This is a genomic window from Puniceicoccales bacterium (assembly GCA_031283585.1).
Taxonomy (GTDB): domain Bacteria; phylum Verrucomicrobiota; class Verrucomicrobiia; order Opitutales; family LL51; genus JAIRTH01.
Window position 1 is genome coordinate 24660 of sequence record JAITBP010000010.1, and the last position, 21574, is coordinate 46233.

General features: G+C 40.1%; 17 protein-coding genes. 9 read left to right on the top strand and 8 right to left on the bottom strand.

Annotation, left to right across the window (positions count from 1 at the left end; all coding sequences use genetic code 11):
* Nucleotides 1-1323 carry a hypothetical protein gene (locus LBB20_02795; GenBank protein MDR2735738.1) on the bottom strand — a complete coding sequence of 441 codons (1323 nt, stop codon included), beginning with the start codon at nucleotides 1321-1323 and terminating at the stop codon, nucleotides 1-3.
* A gap of 201 nt (nucleotides 1324-1524) precedes the next feature.
* Here LBB20_02795 and LBB20_02800 point away from each other — a divergent pair, with 201 nt between their 5' ends.
* The 3 genes from LBB20_02800 to LBB20_02810 all read left to right on the top strand — a co-directional run bounded on the left by LBB20_02800 (nucleotide 1525) and on the right by LBB20_02810 (nucleotide 3448).
* Nucleotides 1525-2076, top strand: a complete 552-nt coding sequence (locus LBB20_02800; protein ID MDR2735739.1) for a L,D-transpeptidase — start codon at nucleotides 1525-1527, stop codon at nucleotides 2074-2076.
* 62 nt (nucleotides 2077-2138) lie between these two features.
* Nucleotides 2139-2645 carry a type III secretion system chaperone gene (locus LBB20_02805; GenBank protein MDR2735740.1) on the top strand — a complete coding sequence of 169 codons (507 nt, stop codon included), beginning with the start codon at nucleotides 2139-2141 and terminating at the stop codon, nucleotides 2643-2645.
* 323 nt (nucleotides 2646-2968) lie between these two features.
* Nucleotides 2969-3448, top strand: a complete 480-nt coding sequence (locus tag LBB20_02810) for a nucleoside-diphosphate kinase (protein MDR2735741.1) — start codon at nucleotides 2969-2971, stop codon at nucleotides 3446-3448.
* A 37-nt stretch (nucleotides 3449-3485) separates the two neighbouring features.
* Here the strand turns inward: LBB20_02810 and LBB20_02815 are convergent, their stop codons facing one another.
* Entirely contained in the window at nucleotides 3486-5750 is a 2265-nt protein-coding gene (locus LBB20_02815) for a hypothetical protein (GenBank protein ID MDR2735742.1), read from the bottom strand.
* Nucleotides 5751-5877: 127 nt separating this feature from the next.
* Nucleotides 5878-6750: a 4-(cytidine 5'-diphospho)-2-C-methyl-D-erythritol kinase gene (gene ispE / locus LBB20_02820; protein MDR2735743.1), complete on the bottom strand. Its 873-nt coding sequence runs from the start codon at nucleotides 6748-6750 to the stop codon at nucleotides 5878-5880.
* A 28-nt stretch (nucleotides 6751-6778) separates the two neighbouring features.
* Between ispE and murD the strand changes: the two genes are divergently transcribed.
* The 3 genes from murD to LBB20_02835 all read left to right on the top strand — a co-directional run bounded on the left by murD (nucleotide 6779) and on the right by LBB20_02835 (nucleotide 10221).
* Nucleotides 6779-8053 carry a UDP-N-acetylmuramoyl-L-alanine--D-glutamate ligase gene (gene murD, locus LBB20_02825; protein ID MDR2735744.1) on the top strand — a complete coding sequence of 425 codons (1275 nt, stop codon included), beginning with the start codon at nucleotides 6779-6781 and terminating at the stop codon, nucleotides 8051-8053.
* 61 nt (nucleotides 8054-8114) lie between these two features.
* On the top strand, nucleotides 8115-9095 hold the full coding sequence (locus tag LBB20_02830; protein MDR2735745.1) for a LysM peptidoglycan-binding domain-containing protein: 981 nt from the start codon (nucleotides 8115-8117) through the stop codon (nucleotides 9093-9095).
* Between the two features lie 61 nt (nucleotides 9096-9156).
* Nucleotides 9157-10221, top strand: a complete 1065-nt coding sequence (locus LBB20_02835) for a putative lipid II flippase FtsW (GenBank protein ID MDR2735746.1) — start codon at nucleotides 9157-9159, stop codon at nucleotides 10219-10221.
* Here the strand turns inward: LBB20_02835 and LBB20_02840 are convergent.
* Nucleotides 10193-12352 carry an ATP-dependent RecD-like DNA helicase gene (locus LBB20_02840; protein MDR2735747.1) on the bottom strand — a complete coding sequence of 720 codons (2160 nt, stop codon included), beginning with the start codon at nucleotides 12350-12352 and terminating at the stop codon, nucleotides 10193-10195. The two genes, LBB20_02835 and LBB20_02840, sit on opposite strands and share 29 nt — an antisense overlap.
* Nucleotides 12353-12462: 110 nt before the next feature.
* On the opposite strand from LBB20_02840, the gene mtaB reads away from it, so the two are divergent.
* Nucleotides 12463-13770 (top strand): tRNA (N(6)-L-threonylcarbamoyladenosine(37)-C(2))-methylthiotransferase MtaB, encoded by a 1308-nt coding sequence (gene mtaB / locus LBB20_02845; protein ID MDR2735748.1) that lies wholly within the window; start codon nucleotides 12463-12465, stop codon nucleotides 13768-13770.
* Nucleotides 13771-13826: 56 nt separating this feature from the next.
* Nucleotides 13827-14471, top strand: coding sequence for a glycerol-3-phosphate 1-O-acyltransferase PlsY (gene plsY, locus LBB20_02850; protein MDR2735749.1), 645 nt, complete (start codon nucleotides 13827-13829; stop codon nucleotides 14469-14471).
* On the opposite strand, the gene LBB20_02855 is transcribed toward plsY, so the two are convergent.
* Nucleotides 14459-15889 (bottom strand): UDPGP type 1 family protein, encoded by a 1431-nt coding sequence (locus LBB20_02855; protein ID MDR2735750.1) that lies wholly within the window; start codon nucleotides 15887-15889, stop codon nucleotides 14459-14461. The genes plsY and LBB20_02855 overlap by 13 nt on opposite strands.
* Before the next feature lie 18 nt (nucleotides 15890-15907).
* Nucleotides 15908-16273, bottom strand: a complete 366-nt coding sequence (locus tag LBB20_02860; GenBank protein ID MDR2735751.1) for a septum formation initiator family protein — start codon at nucleotides 16271-16273, stop codon at nucleotides 15908-15910.
* A gap of 163 nt (nucleotides 16274-16436) precedes the next feature.
* Between LBB20_02860 and LBB20_02865 the strand changes: the two genes are divergently transcribed.
* Nucleotides 16437-19217, top strand: a complete 2781-nt coding sequence (locus LBB20_02865; protein ID MDR2735752.1) for an insulinase family protein — start codon at nucleotides 16437-16439, stop codon at nucleotides 19215-19217.
* On the opposite strand, the gene LBB20_02870 is transcribed toward LBB20_02865, so the two are convergent.
* Both LBB20_02870 and LBB20_02875 read right to left on the bottom strand, forming a co-directional pair.
* Entirely contained in the window at nucleotides 19210-19797 is a 588-nt protein-coding gene (locus tag LBB20_02870) for a hypothetical protein (protein ID MDR2735753.1), read from the bottom strand. The two genes, LBB20_02865 and LBB20_02870, sit on opposite strands and share 8 nt — an antisense overlap.
* Before the next feature lie 3 nt (nucleotides 19798-19800).
* A complete protein-coding gene (locus tag LBB20_02875) occupies nucleotides 19801-21549 on the bottom strand; it encodes a hypothetical protein (protein MDR2735754.1) in 1749 nt (582 codons plus the stop codon).
* Nucleotides 21550-21574 lie beyond the last annotated feature (25 nt).

Here is a 21574-nt window from a genome sequence, read left to right on the forward strand (position 1 = left end):
TCATGTTTCACTTATACTTAAAATATCAAATGTTTCAAACCTACCTTTAGATTTATTAGCAGGTATAGAATTTACAAGCGCTACCAAAGTGAATTCATCTGCAGTGGATTTAGAGACTTTTATTGTAATTTTCAAATGTGTGGCATCAATTCCGATAAAGTTCTTAAACCTACCACGAGGAAAGCTTTTGTCTCTATTATTAGCCTCAGCGCTTTTTTGCACGATAGCTTCCTTATATTTAGAGTATTGCTGTGGATTTTTTCTGGCATTTATTAATGCATTGTTATCCTTTGATCTGGCGCTTCTGATTATTTTTACTTCATATAGCCATTCATCCCTAAAGTCATTGTGTGAATAAAAATTATCACTATACTCATTACTACCTGCACACAATAATCCAGTATTTGGCTCAGATGATTGTGGACCAACTATAGTATTGCCATCAATAATAATACTAGCAGCTGTAAGTATATTTATCTTGAAATTATTAACATCTTTTCCCAAATTTGGTATAATGGTAAAATATTTGCGTAGTTCAGCAAAATATGAAGTCTCGATTCCATTTTCGTCAAAAAATTTATTTTCATTACCCTTAACTTTACACCACTCTTCTTGAAATAGCTTAGCAAAGTGTTCCAAGGACCTTACCTGTAGTTGTGATGCTAATATGGTTTCAATGATTGCCTTTATGTTCTTGTTTTGTAACCCTTTGGCTAACACACAACGACTGATAATACCTGCATATATGTTTTCAACCTTCCCAGACTTTTCACCCGTTAGCTTTTTATAAAATTCAGCACATAGTGGGAGCTTACCGGTTTCATCCTCCACTGTTATTTTTATCGTCATATCACCATCCTTTATTCCGGTAATATATTCATGTTGTTGTATTATACTACCATTTTCACCTTCCACATTTGATAACTTTTCTTTGATAAAATCTGAATTTGGTATTCCAGCTCTTTGCGTTATAGTCTGCATTAAATAATTATTCAGAGCGTATTTTTTCAAAACATAATTTCCCTTTTTACCTTCACTTACTGGTATCTCCTCATATCCTCTCAGCCAACCTCGGGTAAAAAGTAATCCACCGCCCCACTCTTTTTTTAATTGATCGAGGGTGGCGATGACCAAATCCATGTAAGAGTATGCCTTAATCTTTAAATCAATTGGCTCTTTTAGCTGAGAATTATAGGTAATTTCAGATATAACGCTTTTAATGAACACAGTGACCAAACTGGTCGCAATCAGCATCAAACTTAGCACAAGTAGCAATATACTGCCTGAAGAATTATTTTTACTGACTTTTTTAAACAAAACCACCAACTTGATAATAATGAAACTACAAAAATAAAAAAGCTTTTTTTATATATATACCCTACCGGCCATATATTTATAATTAAAGCCACCATATCTTTCCCTATTATCCAATCACTATTCCAAATATGTCAATAACGTTTTGTCATATTATAGGTATTATCTCATTGTCTACTAATCAAATCCCGCCTATGCTGTGACCATATCATGACAAGCCTAGCAGACCATCACAGGATGATAATAACCGAATGTTGCACAGAAATTGGCTGTAAAATTACAGCACATGCGATCTATATATCGCTTTCAAAATCGAGATTGTACCATTATAATAGCTGGCTGTTATCCAAATCCTATGTTATTTCCTATTCGCGCAAGCCTATATCACAGCTGAAAGATTCTCTTGGGACTCCCCTAGGGTTACATGAAATAATCGAAAAATATGGAGATAATTTACCGCCAGGCACAATCCTGAAAGGCCGCGTAGCCACAAACAAAACCTACTTCGATTTGGATCCTTCCGAACAGAAAGGCAACTATGTTACAACACGCATACTAAGGCTATCTGGCCTACAGCAGGGGTTTAACAAAGGCGGAAACTGCGACTCCTATGAGCGTTATATATATATACATGGTACAATCCATGATGAAAAAATCGGTGAAAGAATATCCAATGGTTGCATATGTATGAAAACCAACGACCTAATAGAACTATATGATATTGTACCTTGTGGGTCTTTGGTGATGATAGCCAATGATTAGCCGGTGGCCCAGGGCATTTGTATCTTGACCTTTGACCCGATATATTTAAAATTTAACTCACAATGGGTGGTTGTGAACTGATGGCGGAAGCCGTGACTGCATTTGGCAACGAAATAGGTATATCACTAAATGTAGATAACGAAAATTATTGTTGCATATCGATAAATGATGACATGCAGCTTCATATGAAGTTCAATGACTATTTTGATGGAATCGTTTTCTATGCCGAACTGGGCGAAGTTCCGGAAATGAATCAACACAATACGTTAAAATATTTTACCTGTGAAAATTGTGCCCAAAGCAACACCGAAGGTATGACATTTTCCTATGATGATGAGTCGAAAAACATAGGAGTAGCATCATTGCTACCAGCAAATGTTATCAACCTGGATAACCTGAAAAAGATTCTGGAAAAATTTATTACCAAAGCCACCTCTTTAAAAGAGAAGATGGTTGAATTTATGCAAGGAATATCAAATCCCTCTGACAAAACCAGCCCTGGTGAGCCAATTCAGCCAAGTGGCCCGACCCAAGGGTTATCGCCGGTTGATCAATTTATGAGGATATAAAGTACCACTAGTGCTTACCTATCAAAAACTTTTCAGCCACTGCCATGGTAACGAGTATCATCAGCACAGAAATATGAGAGGTAATAGAAACTGCCTTTCCATTGAGCCCTGGCATAGTAATAATAATATTGTAAAAAAATATAACTATATACCACAGAACCGCTTAATTTTGAGCGATTGAATGGGTATGTCTTTTATGTCTTTTATGTTTTTTATGTTTTTACAGATTTGTTCTCACCAGCCTATGCTTCCCATTTGTTCTATTATGCGCAGCCCCAGGTCTAATAAACATAAAAACGGTGGAATCGAATGGTGATAATGCTATGCATAAAAGTTCAGAAATACTGTTGCCAAACACTATAAATACAGTAGCCATTGATCCTGTGATTGAAAATACCCTAATGATCTTGAAGCCGGATTGCATGGAGAAAAAGCTTTCTGGTAAGGTGATTGATAGAGTTCAACAGGTTGGCCTGGATATAGTTGCCTGTAAAATGATGGCCCTGGGATCCGATATATTGAAGGATCATTATTCGCATCTAGCCAGTTTGCCATTTTTCCCAGAAATACTATCATTCATGGGTTCTTGTCCGGTTATTGTGCTGGTGCTAAGAGGCCTCGATGGTATAAAAAAGCTCAGAGATTTGCTAGGCCCCACCGATTCTGCCCAGGCTCCAAAAGGCACAATTCGTGGCGATTTTGGCCAGGATAAGATGAGAAACATCGCCCATGCATCGGATTCGGCTGAGAGCGCCCAGAAGGAAATAAAAAGATTTTTCAGTGAGTCGGAACTATTTTTGTAATTTTTGTAATTTTTGTAATAACTTAGATACCAATGCACTATTTGGTGCTATTCGGATTTGGTGGAGGTTCATGCATACCTTCCAGTTTTGTTTTATATACATTGGTTCTATTATTCTTGGTTGGTGCATGTCTTAGTGGAACGCCACCCGGGGAAAGAATGTTCGCCGTAACAAAAATAAGGAGGTTCTTTTTTTGCGATGTTTCGCCTTTGGATCTAAAGAGCTTACCAACCAGTGGGATATCACCTAATATGGGAATTTTATCATGGACTTCTTTGATCTCTTCTCTGGTCAATCCACCCATCACCACCGTAGCTCCATCAAACACTGTCACCTCGGTTTTTATTTCACGAGTTGAAAAAATTGGCTGAAGAAATCCCGAGGGGATATTGACAGTTGTGTCTCCGGAAATAGCTATGCTTCTGCCACCATATTCTATAAATTTTTCGAATTCCGTAACCCGAGGTTCTAGCCGCATGCTTATGCAATTGTTTTCCTCAACCACCGGTGTGACACTCATTTCAACTCCAAGGTTCCTTGTGGTAAAATCACTAGGTGTACCGGCCGTTATGGTAACACCAGCTGCACCTGTACCGGTGGCACTGGTCGTAGAACCCACATCAGAGGTTATTGCGCTATAGGTCCTTGGATAAATAAATTCCTGGGCAACGGTTATTTTGGCTGTTTTACCTGATAATACAGTCAGTTTTGGAGCACTCATCAGATTTGATCCCGATTGTTGCTCCAGCGCCTTTATCAGTAAATTTACCTTGACACTGTTATACACACCGGTGATCGCACCCATAGCACCTATTCCCATGCCTAGATTTACGCCACTTGGTGACGAAGGTAATGTGTTTGATATATCAGTTTTTTCTATGCGCGTTGTATTGGTTGCGCTATCGTTTACCCTTTGAACAATCGACCCCTCGCCACTGGCAGAATCCTGTAATCCAAAGGTACTGCCTAGGGATCTCAAGGCGTCCCTTGCCTTGGAGTCCTTTCCACCGGTTCTAAGATATTGCTCCTTGTGAGGCTTACCAAAGGACACTGTCCAGTTGAAATTTAACTCATCTAAAACACCCTGTTGAACCTCCAAAAATTTTGTTTCTATCTCAACCTGTTTGACCGAATTGTATTTCCTGAGTATTTCTGCAACCCTTTTTATGTTTCTTGGTGTTTGAGTTACAATAAGTTGAGTTCCATCATAGGCGATATCACTGCCTTCTATTCCAACAAAATTTACACCAGCATGCTGGAGAAATTGCTTTATTAATTTTTCCTCCTTGGCAATTAGAGTGGTTTTTTGTTTTTGTTCTTTCGGAGCTTTTATTTCAATAGCCGGAGCTTCGGCAAAATTTTTTGTCGATTTGTTAAATAAATTTTTATCTTTTTTAGGCCACATTTTTTTTGATTTTTTAGCATTTGCACTTCCAGCCTCGGTGGAAAAATCCAACTGGTCATCCTGAAGCCCAGTCATTCTTATGATCGTCGACCTGGAGATGGTGAAAAATTTTGTTTCCAAATTATTTACCTTCGGGCTACCGGCCTGGGTCAGCATTATGGCATTATCTTCTATATCCAGTTGAAAATTGCTTGCTCTGGCTACAAAGTTAAGAACCTTGCCAAGGGACAATGCTCTTAGATTAAGACTAATACATGGATCGATTTCATTGGCCCTAATCAGTACTATGTTTACACCTTTGGTATCTTTGTTTTCATCCTTATCATATTGTTCTGACAATTCAATTATGGTTTCTATTACGTGGGACAACGGTGTTTTATTGAAAGAAATTTTTGGTATCACTATGCTTGATAGCTTTTTTATTATAGGATCGTCATCAATTTCGTATTCCGTGACAGGAATATCAGCCTCGATTATTTTTGGGGATTCCCAGGATTTATCAACGGTATTCATCATCTCGGTCTTTGATTCCAGGTAGTCCTTTTGAGCTAGCCTATCGAATGTACGCATATTTCTATTAATTAATGCCTTAAGATACAAAGCATCCTTGTTATCAGGTTCATATTCCAGAATAAGACTTACCAACCTAAAGGCCTCTTCATAGTCAGAATTAAAACAAAGTGACCTGGCCCTTATCAGGGTAAATTCTTTGCTACGCCGGTCCAATTTGTCATAATTTTTTCTTTTTCCATCCATTGATTGTTCTGTTTTTTCATTTCCGGCATCATAGATATCTGTTTTTTGCTCAAAATCTGCTATCTTTGAACCCGATTCAACATCAGCGTGACTATGATTTGTGAAAATTGTGTTACCTATAAAATAAAACCAATAGAACATGAAAATAAGAGAAACGGCGTTACAATACATCCAGGGCTCCTAGCAACACGTTTTTTATTATATATCTTCTTACATTATAGTCAATAACTTGTAGCACACGTTAACGGTACAACAAATTCCAGGTGCTTCACAAACAGGTTACGACTTTCATAAAAATATTTTTACCTAATACGGCTGTTATTATAGAGGCTATGCCTTCCAGTTCTGCGTCGGTGTTGAAGTTTACCAAACATGCACTGCCAGAGCCTGTAAAAGACATATCAAACCCGTTATCCGCGAGGGTGTTTTTAAGTTTCGCCAGTGTTGGATAATGACCAAATACCACAGCATTGAAATCATTGTAAATTAAAATTCTTTTCCCCTGCTCCAGACAGATTAGGAATTCTGTCATTAGTTCGTTGGAGACCTGCTTATCAGTATAATCTCCAGATAGTTGACCGTAGGCCCAGGCCGTAGAGATATCGATGTTCGGTTTAAAAAGTACAAATTTCAGCCTGTGGATTTTGTCGACATATTTGGAATCTAGATCGGTTAGGATATCACCTCGACCAGATACCAATTGGGGAGTTTTTTTCGAAAAAAATGGGCAATCTGAACCTATTTTGGCCAGGTAAGCCAGGAGAGTCTTGGTATCCATGGTATGTCCCATGGCCTTTAGCAATGACAGAAACACGCAGGCTCCATTGCTACTTCCTCCGCCTAGCCCTGCACAGCCGGGTATTTTTTTATGGATGTGAATATTAACGCTTCCTTTAAACCCGGATACACTGCGTATAATATTTACGGCTCTGGCCATACTGTTGGTTTCATCCAATGGTATTTTGTAAATACCAGAGGATGAAATACTGCATCCACCCAAATTGTCCTGGTCTAATTTCAACAGAATTCTATCATAGAGATTTATCCTAGAAAACAGGCTATATAACTCATGGAATCCATCTTCTCTTTTTCCAGTAATTGCCAGAAAAAGGTTGATCTTTGCAGGTGAAAATATATCCATCGACAGCTGGCTAATTTCCATTACCGCTATGTTAATAGACGAACTCCGTGAAATATCAAATGTTAAAAGCATTGGAATATTTGGCGCCGGAATAAGCGGAATTGCCGCATATAATCTGCTGCAATCAATGAAATTAAACTGTATCGTCTATGATGAATTCAATGAAGCCTATGCTGGGTTTACCCAGGCCGATGTAAAAAAACATCATGTCATAATCTGTAGTCCGAGTTTCATGCCAGGCCATGAATGGGTAGATCTGGCCAGAAAGCATTCCATAAAGTGTATCCCAGAACTTGATCTCGCCTATGCAGCTATGATAAAAGGTTACCAGGGCAAAATCATTGCTGTCACAGGTACCAATGGGAAAACAACCACGGTGGAATTTTTGACATTTATACTGAAAAATGCTGGCTATAGAGCCATAGCCTGTGGTAACATTGGCCGCCCATTGGCAGATGTGGTCCTATCCGAAGATATTGTGGATAATGATTACCTGATATGCGAAGTCAGCTCTTTCCAGGCATCGATGCTTTCTCTTTTTTCACCGGACGTTTTGCTGTGGACAAATTTTTACCCAAACCATTTGAATAAACACAGGACGATGGAGGAATACTTTAATTGTAAGTCAAACTTATTAAAGACCTTACGATCTGACCAATTCTTCTGCGGTCAAAGCGTAACCGAGGTTGCTAGAAAAAACAACATAAACAGCAAAAAATTCAGCCAGGCAATCGAGTGTATCTACAGCGATGAATACGAATCTATGGTCACAGGTACATCCATGGCCCTGGCAACAAATAGGGAAAATTTCGCAATTTCAGCAAGGTTCTGTGACAGAAACAACATACCACTTACAAAACAGCTCATAGAAAAGTTCAAGCCGCCAAAATATAGATTGGAATTTGTGTGCAAAAAATATGGTAAATTTTTTTGGAATGATTCGAAATCTACCACATTTTCATCCCTTAGAGCAGCCCTTAACAACTTCAATCATAAGGTAATATGGATTGGTGGCGGCAGATCTAAAGGCGAAACCATGGAAGATCTATTGCCCATTATTCGCCATAGAATCGAATATGCGCTGCTCATCGGTGAAACCGGCAGTCCACTGGGTGAACTCTTACATCAAAACCACATACCCTATAAATACACCCATAGCATTGAATGCGCAATAAGGGAATCCGTACAATTAGTGTCTGATACTGTTTTATTTAGCCCCGCTTTCACCAGTTTCGATCAATTTAAAGATTATAAAGAAAGAGGTAAATTTTTCGAAAAATGCATTTTCAGTTTGAAAATTTAATACAGTATGCATGTAGTTTAATTGTGGGTTGTAACTCAATGGGATGAAGATAAAATTTAATATGAAATTGGTAAAATTTTTTTATAAGCTGCTGTTTTGTGGCATAGGGTTAAGTTGTTTTGCATTGGTCGGATGTAGTACTATTTTCCACAAGGACGATGGGCCGACCCCCGGCGATACGGTGGTAAAAATTGATGACCTTCAATCGGATGAGGCTCCCATGGTTGCCCTATCGCCCAGGCCTCGACACATCCCAAATCGACCGGTTGTAGTTCCAGAACTAATTGACATTGATGTCGATATTACAAAGGATGTGGTGGTGGCTGATAGGCCGAAATCCGGCAGTGACTATGTGGTAAAAAAAGGCGATACCATATGGAAACTTTCACGCAGATTTGGTCTGAAGGTTGGTGATATATTAAGTGCTAACAGCCTGGATAAAAACGATAAAATACTTGTGGGACAAAAAATCTTCCTGCCGAACATCTCCGAGGATGCTGTCAAAAGTGTGGCTTCTAGTGACAAATACACCATCCAATCCGGGGATACACTGTCTAAAATAGCCAGTAAATACGGGGTGACCGTCGCTGCCATAAAATCAGCCAATGATATGACCAGTGATCGAATAATAGCAGGTAGAACCATAGTCATACCAAGTGGCAATAGAAATTTTTCTAATCCGAGTTCGATGGCGGCCAATACACACTCCATCCCTCTTGGTGAATACGTTGTTAAACCCGGAGATACCCTGGCAGCCATAGCCAAACGATCCGGCATCAGTGTCTCTAATCTACAGCAGGCAAATAGCCTAGGTGACCCATCCAGGTTACAGGTTGGTAAAAAATTAATTATAGCGAAACCATCACCTAACACTGCCATCGATGCGTCCATCACCGAAGGCCCTGGTGTTTCCAAAGTTGCCAGCGTGCAAAATGAACACCTCAGCAATAGCAAAGCCAAATCTTCCAATTACGACTTCATGAATGATTCTGATTTTTTCCAGGGAATAGATAATATACCCATAGTACAGATAAGTGAATAGCAGTAACTATAAGCAATATAGGGACTTTTTTAAAAACAGTTGGATTGGGGTTTGCCCCCTGGTGGTTGTTTTTTTGCTAACCGGCCTAGGGCTATTGGCACTTTCAAGTGCTTCATTTTCAATGTCAGATAAACTACTAACCAGACAGTTTATTTGGCTAATTATTTCGGTGATTTCGGCGATGATCTTTGCGTTCATCCCGCTGGAATTACTGCATAGGCTGCGGAATCCGGTCACATATGTCATGTTTGTCGCCCTAATCCTTGTACTAATCCCTCCCATTGGCCATGTGGTAAATGGGTCGCGACGATGGATAAAAATTGGAAGTATCGGGATCCAGGTCTCAGAGTTCGCTAAAATCGCCATTATAATCTGGTTGTCCGCCTATATATCAAAACATATCCATTTGATTGATAACCTATTGTACGGTTTTGGCTATCCGATGATAATCACCTGTATCTTTTCCACCTTGATATTACTTGAACCGGACTATGGCACGGCGTTTCTATTCATCTCTGTTGCAATTACGTTACTGTTTTTATCCGGAGCAAAAATTGTATACCTGTTATATACGGTGATTTTTGGTGGAATTATTTTCTCCATTTTGATATGGTTAAACCCGGTTCGATTGAAAAGGATAATGTCTTTTTTAGATATCGAAGGCAATAAATCCGATGGCTCTTATCAACTCTGGCAGGGCATGTTGAGCTTTGCTGCCGGAGGTATATTTGGTGAAGGTATCGGTCTGGGTAGGCAGAAAATATCCTATCTGCCAGAAGCACATACAGATTTTATCCTGGCCGTGATTGGCGAAGAAATGGGGTTCATTCTCACAGGATTTATCATGTTTTTATTTTTCCTGTTTGCCATCAGCTGCCTATTGATTTTACGGCAACAGAGTTCCCTGTATCCCAGGCTGCTCGGCTATGGCGCGACATTGATGATAACCTACCAGGCAATTATGAACATGTGTGTCGTAACCGGCTGCATGCCAACAAAAGGCATATCGCTGCCATTTATAAGCTATGGCGGATCTAACCTGTTATTGCTCTACTCTTTGGTTGGGATAATTTTCAATTGCATGAGATATGATAAGCCTATTTTAGAAGATACTTCAACCCAGTGATTCTTTCGGTAGATTTATTGTTTTTGACCGCCAGATAATAGGATTTTGGATCTCCAACCAGGAAAACTTTACTCCGGCCGCGGGTTATGGCCGTGTATACCAAATTCCTTTGCAACATGACGTAGTGCTGATTCATCAGCGGTAATATAACTATGGGAAACTCGCTTCCCTGGGATTTATGTATTGTGATGGCATAGGCCAGGGCAATGTCACCGAGGTCCGACCTTTTAAGCTCAACGTTCTCGCCGTTAAAATTCACGGTCATCAAGCCTTCCAGGCTATCCATAGAAATTATCCGGCCCAGATCACCGTTAAAGATATTTTTGTCATAGTTGTTCCTGAGCTGGATAACCTTATCTCCAAGCCTGAAATTATTCCATGAAGTTTTCGACGCAGCATGACTAAAGGTTTCCTGTAAAATTTCATTAAAATTGATAACCCCAACGCTACCCTTGTGTAATGGGACCAACACCTGTACGTCGTCCACCGGATCAATGCCATACCATTCATGTAATAGATCCTTACATAGAATTTTTACAATTTCTATACATTCCTCCGGAGTGGTTGCGAGAATAAAACTGAAGTCTCTATTTTTATCGACATCATAGACGGTTTTAGTAACCACCGGTAATCCCTGATTGCCAGAAATTATGCTGTGTGCCATCGACACGATATCGCTCCGATTATCCTGGCGAAATACGTTTTTCAACCTCGTGACCGAAAACATGTTGGAATCTATGCAATCCCATAAAACATTACCAGCACCCACCGACGGCAACTGGTCCACATCGCCGACTAACAGTACGCTGGTTCTGGTATTTAGTGCACGAAATAATGCGGCAGCCAGCTTTGTATCAAGCATACTGGCTTCATCAATTACCACAAAATCTGCATCCAATGGCATGGTTTCATCGTGCAAAAACCTGTGGCCATCGGGTGTAAATTGCAACAATCGATGAATGGTTTTGGCAGGAACTCCGGTCATTTCACCTAGTCGTTGAGCGGCGCGTCCCGTGGGCGAAGCCAACAAAACCTTTGCATCTTTTGCAGACAAGATGCTCACAAGTGCACGCAAAATCGTTGTTTTGCCGGTGCCTGGCCCACCGGTTATTATGGACAATTTGCTGGTCAATGAGGTTTTCAGTGCATCAACCTGTTCCTTTGCAAAAACAAATCCTTCTCGGTTTTGTGCCCAGAGGATTGCGCCGTCGATGTCTATGCTAGGCAAGGACCTATCAATTGATTTTGAGATTCTACGGAGGCTGTTCGCAATGGTTTCTTCGGCAATTTTTAGAGCCGGTAACTGCAGCAGCCCACCTTCCAGCACAAAAATGCTTCCAATCTGGATGAGAAAATTCAATTGATCGTCAATTTTATCTTCGGGAATTTCCAACAAAGCCCTGGCGGTTTTAAGCAGCATTTCCCGGCTAACACAGGTATGGCCAGCTGTCTCGAAGTTATTGAAACAAAAACAGATACAAGCTTCTATCCGGGAATGATGGTTGCTTGGCACACCCAGGTTAGCCGCAATCCTGTCGGCGGTCTTAAACCCAATGCCCGGCACTTCGTTGGCAACCCTATAGGGATCGGTCTCCAGTATGGTTTTTGCCTTGTCACCATAGGTCTTATAAATCCTAAGGCATACGGAATTCGACAGTCCATAGGTTTGCAAAAAAATCAATATATCACGTATAGCAACCTGCTCATCCCAAGCGCGTTTTATGCTCTTGGCCCGCATTGGACCAACCCCAGGGACCTCTCTCAATCGTGCCGACTCCGACGATATGATCTCGAAGGTCCTGGCACCAAATTTGTCAACAATTTTGTCCGCATATATCTTACCTATACCAGCAATTAACCCACTTCCAAGGTATTTGCGAATGCCACGGACATCGGCCGGCAGGGAAGATACAAACGACTGGATTAAAAATTGCCGACCATATTTCGAATGTTCATCCCAATGGCCACTAAGTATCAACGTCTCACCACAGTTAACGCCTGGCAAATTTCCACGGGCCATAAAGGGCTTTTTCGTTGTTACAAATGTCAGTTCCGCAATGGAAAAAAACGACTCCTCGTTTCTGAAAAGGAAACGCTCAAGCACAGCACTTATGTTTTCACAGGACTCCACCCAAAGGACTCATTATCAACACCGATCAAATATTCAAGTCCTAAAGTGCGGTGACTAAGCTGCATATTTATGTTGAAACCAAAGATTCCTGTCAATATACAGTCAGATGGATGTCTAAGAAAGTTTGTCTCCTGTCATTTGGTTGCCGTTTGAATCAATCAGAAATTGTAACCCTGGGTGAACAATTGGAAGACCTTGGTATGCAAATATCCAGGCAAATAACCAGTGATATGGATCTCCTAATTATCAACACCTGCGCCGTCACAAACCAGGCCACATCGAAATGCCTGCAGAACATAAGGTCGATGGTTTTAAAATTTCCGATGGCTAGGGTGATTGTAACTGGTTGCTACACAACTATTGGAAGAGATATTTTGGCCAAAATGACCGGCATCGATCTCATCGTAACAAATTCACAAAAAAATACCATCGCCGGCCATGCCTTGGAAATAATTTCAAAGCCAAAAAATAAAGTACCAATTCTAATAGAAGAACCTGGCAATGAGAACACTGGATATTTTTCGCAGAAAATACCCAGGGCAAGTTATAATAAAAGATACAACTTAAAAATACAGGATGGATGCGACTTTTTCTGTTCCTACTGCGTCATCCCATTCACCCGAGGTCATCCTAGAAGTAGAGATTTCAAAAACATTTTGGACGATGTCAAAGCCCATGCCGACATAGGCGTGAAAGAAGTAATAATAACCGGCGTCAACATAGGTAGCTACGAAAATCACAGCAGGAAACTTTTTGATGTGATCGATTCAATAAACCATATGGATGGCATCGAAAGAATCCGGATCAGCAGCATAGAATTCAAAACCATCGATGATAAAATTTTAGAAAAAATGGCTGATAAAAACCACAAGTTGGCTGCCTATTTACATATACCAATGCAATCCGCATCAAATTCAATTCTAGCCGCAATGAAACGGCGGTACTTCATTGAAGATTTTTTTACATATATACAAAAAATATCAAAATTTATACCAACCATTGGCCTGGGCACAGACATCATGGTCGGATTTCCTGGTGAATCCGAAAAAGATTTCATGGAATCGGTAAATTTTTTAAAAACCTCACCGATCCAATATGCTCATATATTTACGTTTTCGCCAAGACCTGGCACTCCAGCGGCCGCAAGTAAAGATTTTATAACAGAACAAGAAAAGATATATCGAAGCAAATTCCTAAGACAGATAAGCCGAGACAAAAGAAGCGAATTTTATGACCATAACGTGGGACAGATTGTGGATGTGCTATTCGAAGATGAACATCAGGGAAAATTTCCTGGCTATAGTGAAAACTACATAAAAGTGGTTACCGATTGTGCCCAGAACATAAGCAATCAAATCAGGAAGGTAAAAATAGTCAAAAATGAACAAACCCATGTGCTGGGAAAATTAATTTTTTGATCGACAATGTTGTTGCAATAATTTCATATAGTCAACTCAAGTGGCTTTGTTTTTCTATGGAAATATCGGAACAAAACTATTTTATGTCAGGTGTGTTATTGATCGGATACATCATCGGCTCGATACCATTTGCTGTCATCATATCCAGGATGCATGGAGTCAATATACTCAAGGTTAATAGCGGAAACCCCGGCGCAACCAATGTGAAAAGATCCGTCGGTAACAAGGCAGGAAACCTGGTATTCATTCTTGATTTTTTAAAAGGATTTATCCCCACGGCACTTGTGCAGTATGTATTTCTGCGCCAATATGTAAACTTTACAATCAATGTAAATATTGCATTGCTTGCCGGATTGATACTCGGCCATAATTTTTCTATTTTTTTGAAATTTAAAGGAGGGAAAGGCATAACCACAACCATGGGAGGAATGCTCGCCATAATGCCAGGTTGCTTCGGCGTTGGCCTGGTTACCTGGTTGGTTATATTTAAAGCCACAAGGTTCGTTTCATTGGCCTCTTTATTTTTTGTAACAAGCTTGCCATTAACATCCTATCTATTCGGTTATCCCAAAGAAGCAATAGTCTTCTGCATCGCCCTGATGGTGATAGCAATCCTTATGCATAGAGCGAACATAAAGCGATTGCTAGATGGCACAGAGTATAGATTTATCAAAAACCAACAGGAGAATCATGATATATAGCTATTGGCAGAAATGGCTGGTTTCACTTTAAGCGCATTCCATTTTAGCAAAAAATCCACCTTATTCTCAGCAAACAACGGCGAGATTTCTATGTTAAACGGTGGTAATCCGGTTGCATCGACCGGAATTTCTGCCCCTCCAGCCAAAAGCCATCTTGCGAATAACCTAAGCTGATTCTGCTTACAGGTAGCCAGAGAGTCCGTGCCATGCAAATTTTTTATTGGGCTAAAATTTTCCCGCCTATCCGCTTCCAGAACTAGACTCCTCTGAGCAAACTGCAATGCATCAAACACAAATGTTTCAAATTTAACCCCATTAACAGATTCTGGTTCAATGTAATTGCCATTGGCATCGATGGTTGGGATCCTTTTCTTGGCCATATGAACCTGCAGCTGCTTAAGAGCATTTTCATCACCTATTGCTTTTACAAAATCCCTGTCAAAAATATGAATCGCTGCATTGCCGGCCCTGAATCTTAACCGACCTGTAATGTCTTTCTCACCAGCAAGTTCCGCTGACAAATCGCTATACTCTATAATGGCAGTCTTATCATACATGGTACAAAAAACACCTATTTTTTCCTCAGGATATGTCTTGGTAACCATACGACAGGACATTTGGGATTGCTGCTTTATATGAAATCCAACAAAGTGTGGATCTATGCATCTTACCAGCGGATTATCCACCTGAAAATAGCTTATCATATCGATGTCGTTTTCATCTAAAATGTCGAGTAAGCCGCTGTTTACAAAAGCACCAAATACACCACCATGACCATCCGGATGCATCGCTATCCTATGCTTTTCTTCCATCATTATCTTACCTGAAAAATCAACGGCCGGCAGAGATCCTTGATTAAAGAAATGTACGTGAGCTAGGCCAAATGAATCATTTTCATAAAAAAATTTTATTATCTCGTTACGATTCCTGTCGCTGGTCATTATAAACCAGTGGATTTTATGGCCGTATTTTTTTTCCGCGAATCGAATTTTTTCAGCAAAAACCTGAAATAAAGTTTTTCCATTGACCGGAGTTACCTTCAGCATACCTTTGGGACTTGCCCGGCCAAGCCTACTACCTTGGCCACCAGCAGCGGTTAAAACCGCGATACGACCCTCGCCTAGAGCCTTCTCGCCTATATGATAAGCCTCGGCCCATTTTTTTTCATCGGTATCGTTGTTTGGTAATCCAATAAAATTAACCTGGGTAGCCACGTCCTTAAAATGCAGGCCGATAAATCCATTGTTCAGAGCCAATAACGTTCTAATTTTGCCGGATAATTTATGTAAATTTATTCCTTTGGCCTGGCACAAAAGATCGGCCCTCTCGGTACTATTAAGATCATTTAAAAATCTAAAAACATGATCTTGCCCGTAGTAGCTAAATTTTTCAAGCAACTCCCGCTCAACTGCCTCCATATAATCTAAGCCAAAAAACTAATCAAAACGAAATAATATCTCATCATTCTCTACATAACCAATTCTTTGTCTTGCTATGTGTTCTACAAATTCATCGTCGTTGAGCAACTGAATTATATGGGCCCTGTATTTTTCATTATCTTTATGCAAACAATCCAACTCAGAAGCTTGACAAGCCTCCAAATGTAAAACATTTTTATATTCCCTCCAGGTTCTGATTAAAACAATACTGGACACGGTGAATACAATAAATAATGACATGCATGAAAAAAACAATGAAACTTTATATAATTTCAGGGTCATCGAAAAAGGCGTTTTTTTATTATATTCATGCTCAACCATTTTTAAAGCAGAAAAGTATTTCCTTTGCAATATGATTCCCATGGTTAACTTCGAGAAAACATTTTAATACCAAAAACCTATGGTTAACACAAAAGAATCAAATACTAACAGAACCAGATGGTGTATTTCAGTAATTTTATGTTTTGCAAGTCAATTTTTATGCTATATGTGTTTAGGCAATTCTAAGATAGAACAATCCAAAGCTATGCAATTTTGCATGAAAGATAACCCGAATGTGGTTTACGGAAAACTGGGAAATGGTTTTCAATATGCGATATATAACAGTGATACGATTACCAATCAAGAAATCTGTATTCGCCTTGTGGTAAATGCCGGATCCATTATGGAAACCGATGAACAATCCGGTGCAGCACATTTTCTCGAGCACATTGCATTCCGTGGATCAAAAAATTTCCCCGGCGGAAATATGATCGAAGAAATGCAAAAAATCGGCATAGATTTTGGTACCGGCCTAAATGCCTCTACTTCCTATTTGCATACGATTTTCAAAATAAAAATACCCGATACAAATTCGGAAAAAATATCCAAATGCCTCATTGTAGCGAATGATTTTGCGAACGGCCTAACCATAAGCCAAAAAGAAGTAGATAGTGAGCGCGGAGTAATATTGGCTGAACTCCGAGATGGAGATAATTATAAATCCCGTCTCACAAAAAAATTCATACAATTTATCTATGGCGAAACAATTATGCCTAAAAGATTTCCCATAGGAAAAAAAGAAATAATTGAAAAAATAACCGCCGAAGATTTGAAAAATTTTTACACCACCTGGTATACGCCGAACAGGATGTTTCTTGCGGTGGTTGGAAAAATAAAAAACACCGAGGCAGTGGAAACCGATATAAAAAACCTGTTTTCTGATATGAAGAACCATGACCCAGATGTCGCCGATGTGCTTTTGGGAAATTTCGATAGACATGGAATATTTTATCAGTTTAATGTGGAGAATGATCTGCCATCAGTAACTGGCCATATCACCTGCATCAATGGCAACGACCACCACAGAGAAGATACCATTGAACAAAGGAAGAACGACATACTAAGAGCCATAGCTACATCCATAATAAACCTAAGATTGGATAAGCTCGAAAAGAAAAAAAATTTCCTGCTGTCCGAAAGTGAATTTTCTTTCAACTTTAACCGGGCTCTTGGCTGTGAACAATCATCCATAGAATTCACCTGTAGGCAGGATAACTGGAAGGAATGCCTAACGATTATCTGGCAAGAAATAAAAAAAGTCCTGGAGTTTGGATTCACGGACAAAGAATTTGACCTGGAAGTAAATGCATACAGAAAAGTTATACGCGAGCAGCTCAGGAAAGCCGAAAATAGAAAGTCCATTGAAATAATAAGAGATATGTGCAATGCGTATATCACTCACAGGCATTTTCTGGCAATTAAAGATGAATGTGAGATGAACAGTTTGATAATCGACGAAATCACGAAAGCCGATTGTGAAAATATGGTTAAATTCATATGGAATAATGACAATCTATATCTGTCTATAAACTCAAATAAAGCCGAGGAAGATCCGGAAAATGCAATAAAAGAAACATTTGAAAAGGCACGGGACCTGCCGGTTGAACAGGATATATCAATGGATGTCCATGAACTTCCAGCGATAGATTTTGAACCCGGGAAGGTAATCAGCAGGAAAGACATCAAAGATTTAGATTTTTGCCAGATAAGATTTTTTAACAATGTGAGGTTAAACGTAAAAACCATCCATAAGCCTATCAATCAAGTAGATGTTTCGGTCAGGTTTGGCAATGGGTTGCTTGCGGTAGATAAATCAAGGATAGGCTCCAATATTTTGGCCGAATCAACATTTATCAACGGAGGGCTTTTGACCCATAGCATTACTAATATCAATGAAATCCTTTCGGACAAATACGTATCAATGTCAAGCCTTGTCCTAGAAAGCGATAGCTTCAAACTCCATGGCCAATCATCCTCGGATTTGGACGATTTTAATCTGCTGATAACCCTGCTGTATCATTATATTAAACAACCCGGTTTCAGGAATGAAGCCATCCAAGAATTCAGGGAAAATATGGCAAGATTTTATGTGGCGCTCGAAAAAACTCCCAACATGAAATTGATGGATGTCACGTACAAGTTAATAACCAACAATGATTTTAGGTTTTGTTTACCAAGTTTTGATAGAATCAACCAATTGACATTGGAGGATGCCAAAGGCCTAATGCAGGAATCCCTTAGCCACGGCCCGATGGAAATAACAATTGTTGGGAATGTCAGCATTAAAGATGCCATCGGTCAGGTTGCGAAAACCTTTGGGACATTGCCCGCAAGAAAAGCCACAAAACCTGCCTATAAAAATGAGCGCAAACTGAACATAAATCACAGTTCCGGGTTATTTCAGCACTATTTCGATGGAGACGATGAAAGGGAATTATTATCGGTTTTTTGGATAACCTGTGGTCTTAATAATAGAACAATTTCTGATCATCGGATACTCTCGGTCATTGGATCCATAATAGGTGACAGGCTGAGAGTTAAGGTACGAAAAGAACTCGGAGAGGCCTATTCGCCCTGTGTGGTGAGTTATAATAACGACACATTTGAAAATCTCGGGCTATTAAAGATAGATGTTTCCATTGATCAAACAAAATTCGAAATGGTTAGGCACATGGTCGATAAAGAAATCAATGATCTCTATAAAAATGGTGCCACCGAAGACGAATTTATCCGGGCGCTGGAGCCAATAATCCAAAACACAAAAAATGATCTGGACGATGAATCCTATTGGCTTATAGCCCTATCTGGCTCCCAGGAAAAACCAGAAAAATTGGATTATATACGATATCGTCACGATTTCTTCAAAAGCCTATCGCTCAATTCCGTTAATGTTGTTATAAAAAAGTACCTGAAGCCAGAGGCCATGACCTATATACGAATGTGCCAAAAAACAAAAAATACCCAGAACGCCGACGCTACTAGGTAAAAAATTCCGCCGTTATCTCGAAGCTATCTATGGTTCCTGACAAAATATAGGATGTAAGGTAATTCAAATAAACAGTGATAGGCGTATTCAGAAAAGTCAATTCATAGCTGACATAGGCCCAGGATTCACCGGTTCTTTTTGTAAAGGCTAACTCGAGCACTGGATCATCCTCCGGGTTACTCCATTCTTTAAATTCAATTTTTGCGCCATAGACACCAGCCTCACCATTAAAATATACCATGGATAAATCAATACTGGCCAGGGAACTAAAATTCCACCAACTATCATAACTAGATCCTATAAATTTCGGGGCTCCAGTTATCCTATATCTTGGAAGCATTGAAGAATCCAATGCACTGAAATTCCTGTTTATAACATATGGAGACTCCGGAGTTTGATCTAGAGTTATTGTATAGCTATAGTTAAAAGTTACCTTTTCCAGTAGCCAGTAAAAATTACACATATCACTGGGAACGAACCATAAAATCGTTACCGTATCCGTAATATTGCTATTAATGGGAATGAAATGTGGCACACCAGCTTCATTAACCCTACAGAGAAATGGATCGAAGTTCGTCATAGTTCATGGTACAAATGGTTCACTGGCAACGGAATAGCGTTTCTTGAAAACCCCCGAGTCTGAAACATCCTCTTCTCTCAACTTCACTAGCAAATCTGTTGGTAAAGTTGAAACGTCCAGGACCATCGATTTGCCAGAATCTTCAGGGTCTTGGAATGTGATTTTTTTATATTTACCTGGGCCATAGGAAGAATTCTCGATTCGAGAAAATTTTCCCTGTTCCACAAAACCGCTGCCTTCAGCTTCAGCCGTTGACCGGATACCAAAATTTCTCGATGAGAATCTTGTTCTATTTGTCCTGGTAAGCTCTGAAAGGTCATCGGCACCGAGATGCCTAGCCGGCCCAAACACCACCAGGGTTTCACCGGCATCGAGGTCTTCATTAACTTCTTGAACCACAGCATCCATCGTGTTCCAAACCGATTGTCCACCGGAAAGATTTAGTTTCTTACCCATGAAAGCCAGCGAAAGTTCCTTTTCACTGAAGCGAATAAATCCATCGAATTGCAACACACTTACACTATTATAAACCTGTTCGGCTAGATCCAGTGGCACATCTTCTTCGGTAACCAAGGAAGTAAGCCGTTTATATGTGTAGGTGGTGGCATTAGTGGCGTTCAATTTCACGGCCACAGCACGATTATAAACCGATTCATCCGTGGTTTGATAGGATATTTTTGCAGTAATCACATCCTGTTCGACGGTTCTGTTCATCCAATCGGCCACATTGCCCTGGATGATTTCATTTGGGAGCAGGCTAGATCTGCTCTGATCTGAAATGGAAATACTATCCGTTGGTACCTGTTGCAGGCCAGGAAGATGAGCTTTCCACCAGGCCACGCTGTCGATCTGGATTGGCTCGGTTTTCATGTATTGCTTAACATAGGTCGCCTGCACACCTTCGAGCTCTATGGCCATAACCAAGGATTTCAGTTCTGTTCCGGTGGCCGAAATTGGGCACCTTTGAACCTGTACCGTTTTCCAACTTTTACCATCTGTGGAGTGGGTTTTTTCAAACTTAAGCACCACCGAAGAAACCTGAAGATCATATCGTGGCTGAATGGAAAACTCAGCTATGTCAGTCTGAGATAGTATGTTAAATGTAACCGACTCCAGCTGGCTTCTGGTTTTAATATATAGGGTTGGAGTATCGGTGGAATAATCAAAATAGCATATGGCATCTGGAATCCAGCGAAGTAATTTTTTTATGGCCTCGGCGCAGGAAAGATCTTTGCATTCATCGAATGGAATATTCACCGGCAGATCCAGCTGATCGTCAAGCAGGATTGGCACAGCGCAGGCACCAATAGCATAGCTTACAATTTCATCGATCTGATCGCCTATGGTTATCGCATCACCGTCAGAATTTTGGCCCAAAATCAGGTGACTTTTCGTAATATTTTTCAGCGAACTTGAGGGATCATCCGGATCCACAGGTTCTTTCCAAACCTGTTGATAGATAAGATTTTCAAGAAACCACCAGGTCCCAGATAAGGTATAGTTATGAAACTCCGCATCCATGGAACCGTAAACCGGTGTCATGGTAACCACGCCCTGGAACCAAATGCTAGCGCCATGGTATATTTTTATATATTCATTCGCATCAAAAACCGGTTCATCGAGTATTCCTTTCGATTTGACTGCAAAGGTAACCCTATCGGCAGCCTGATTGCGAAGTTGTCGCTTTAGGGCGCTGATCCCCCAGTCGGCCAACGATCGCTGTTCTCCTTTATAAAGCAATGACCAATCCATATTCAACTCCTCAAATTATTTATCT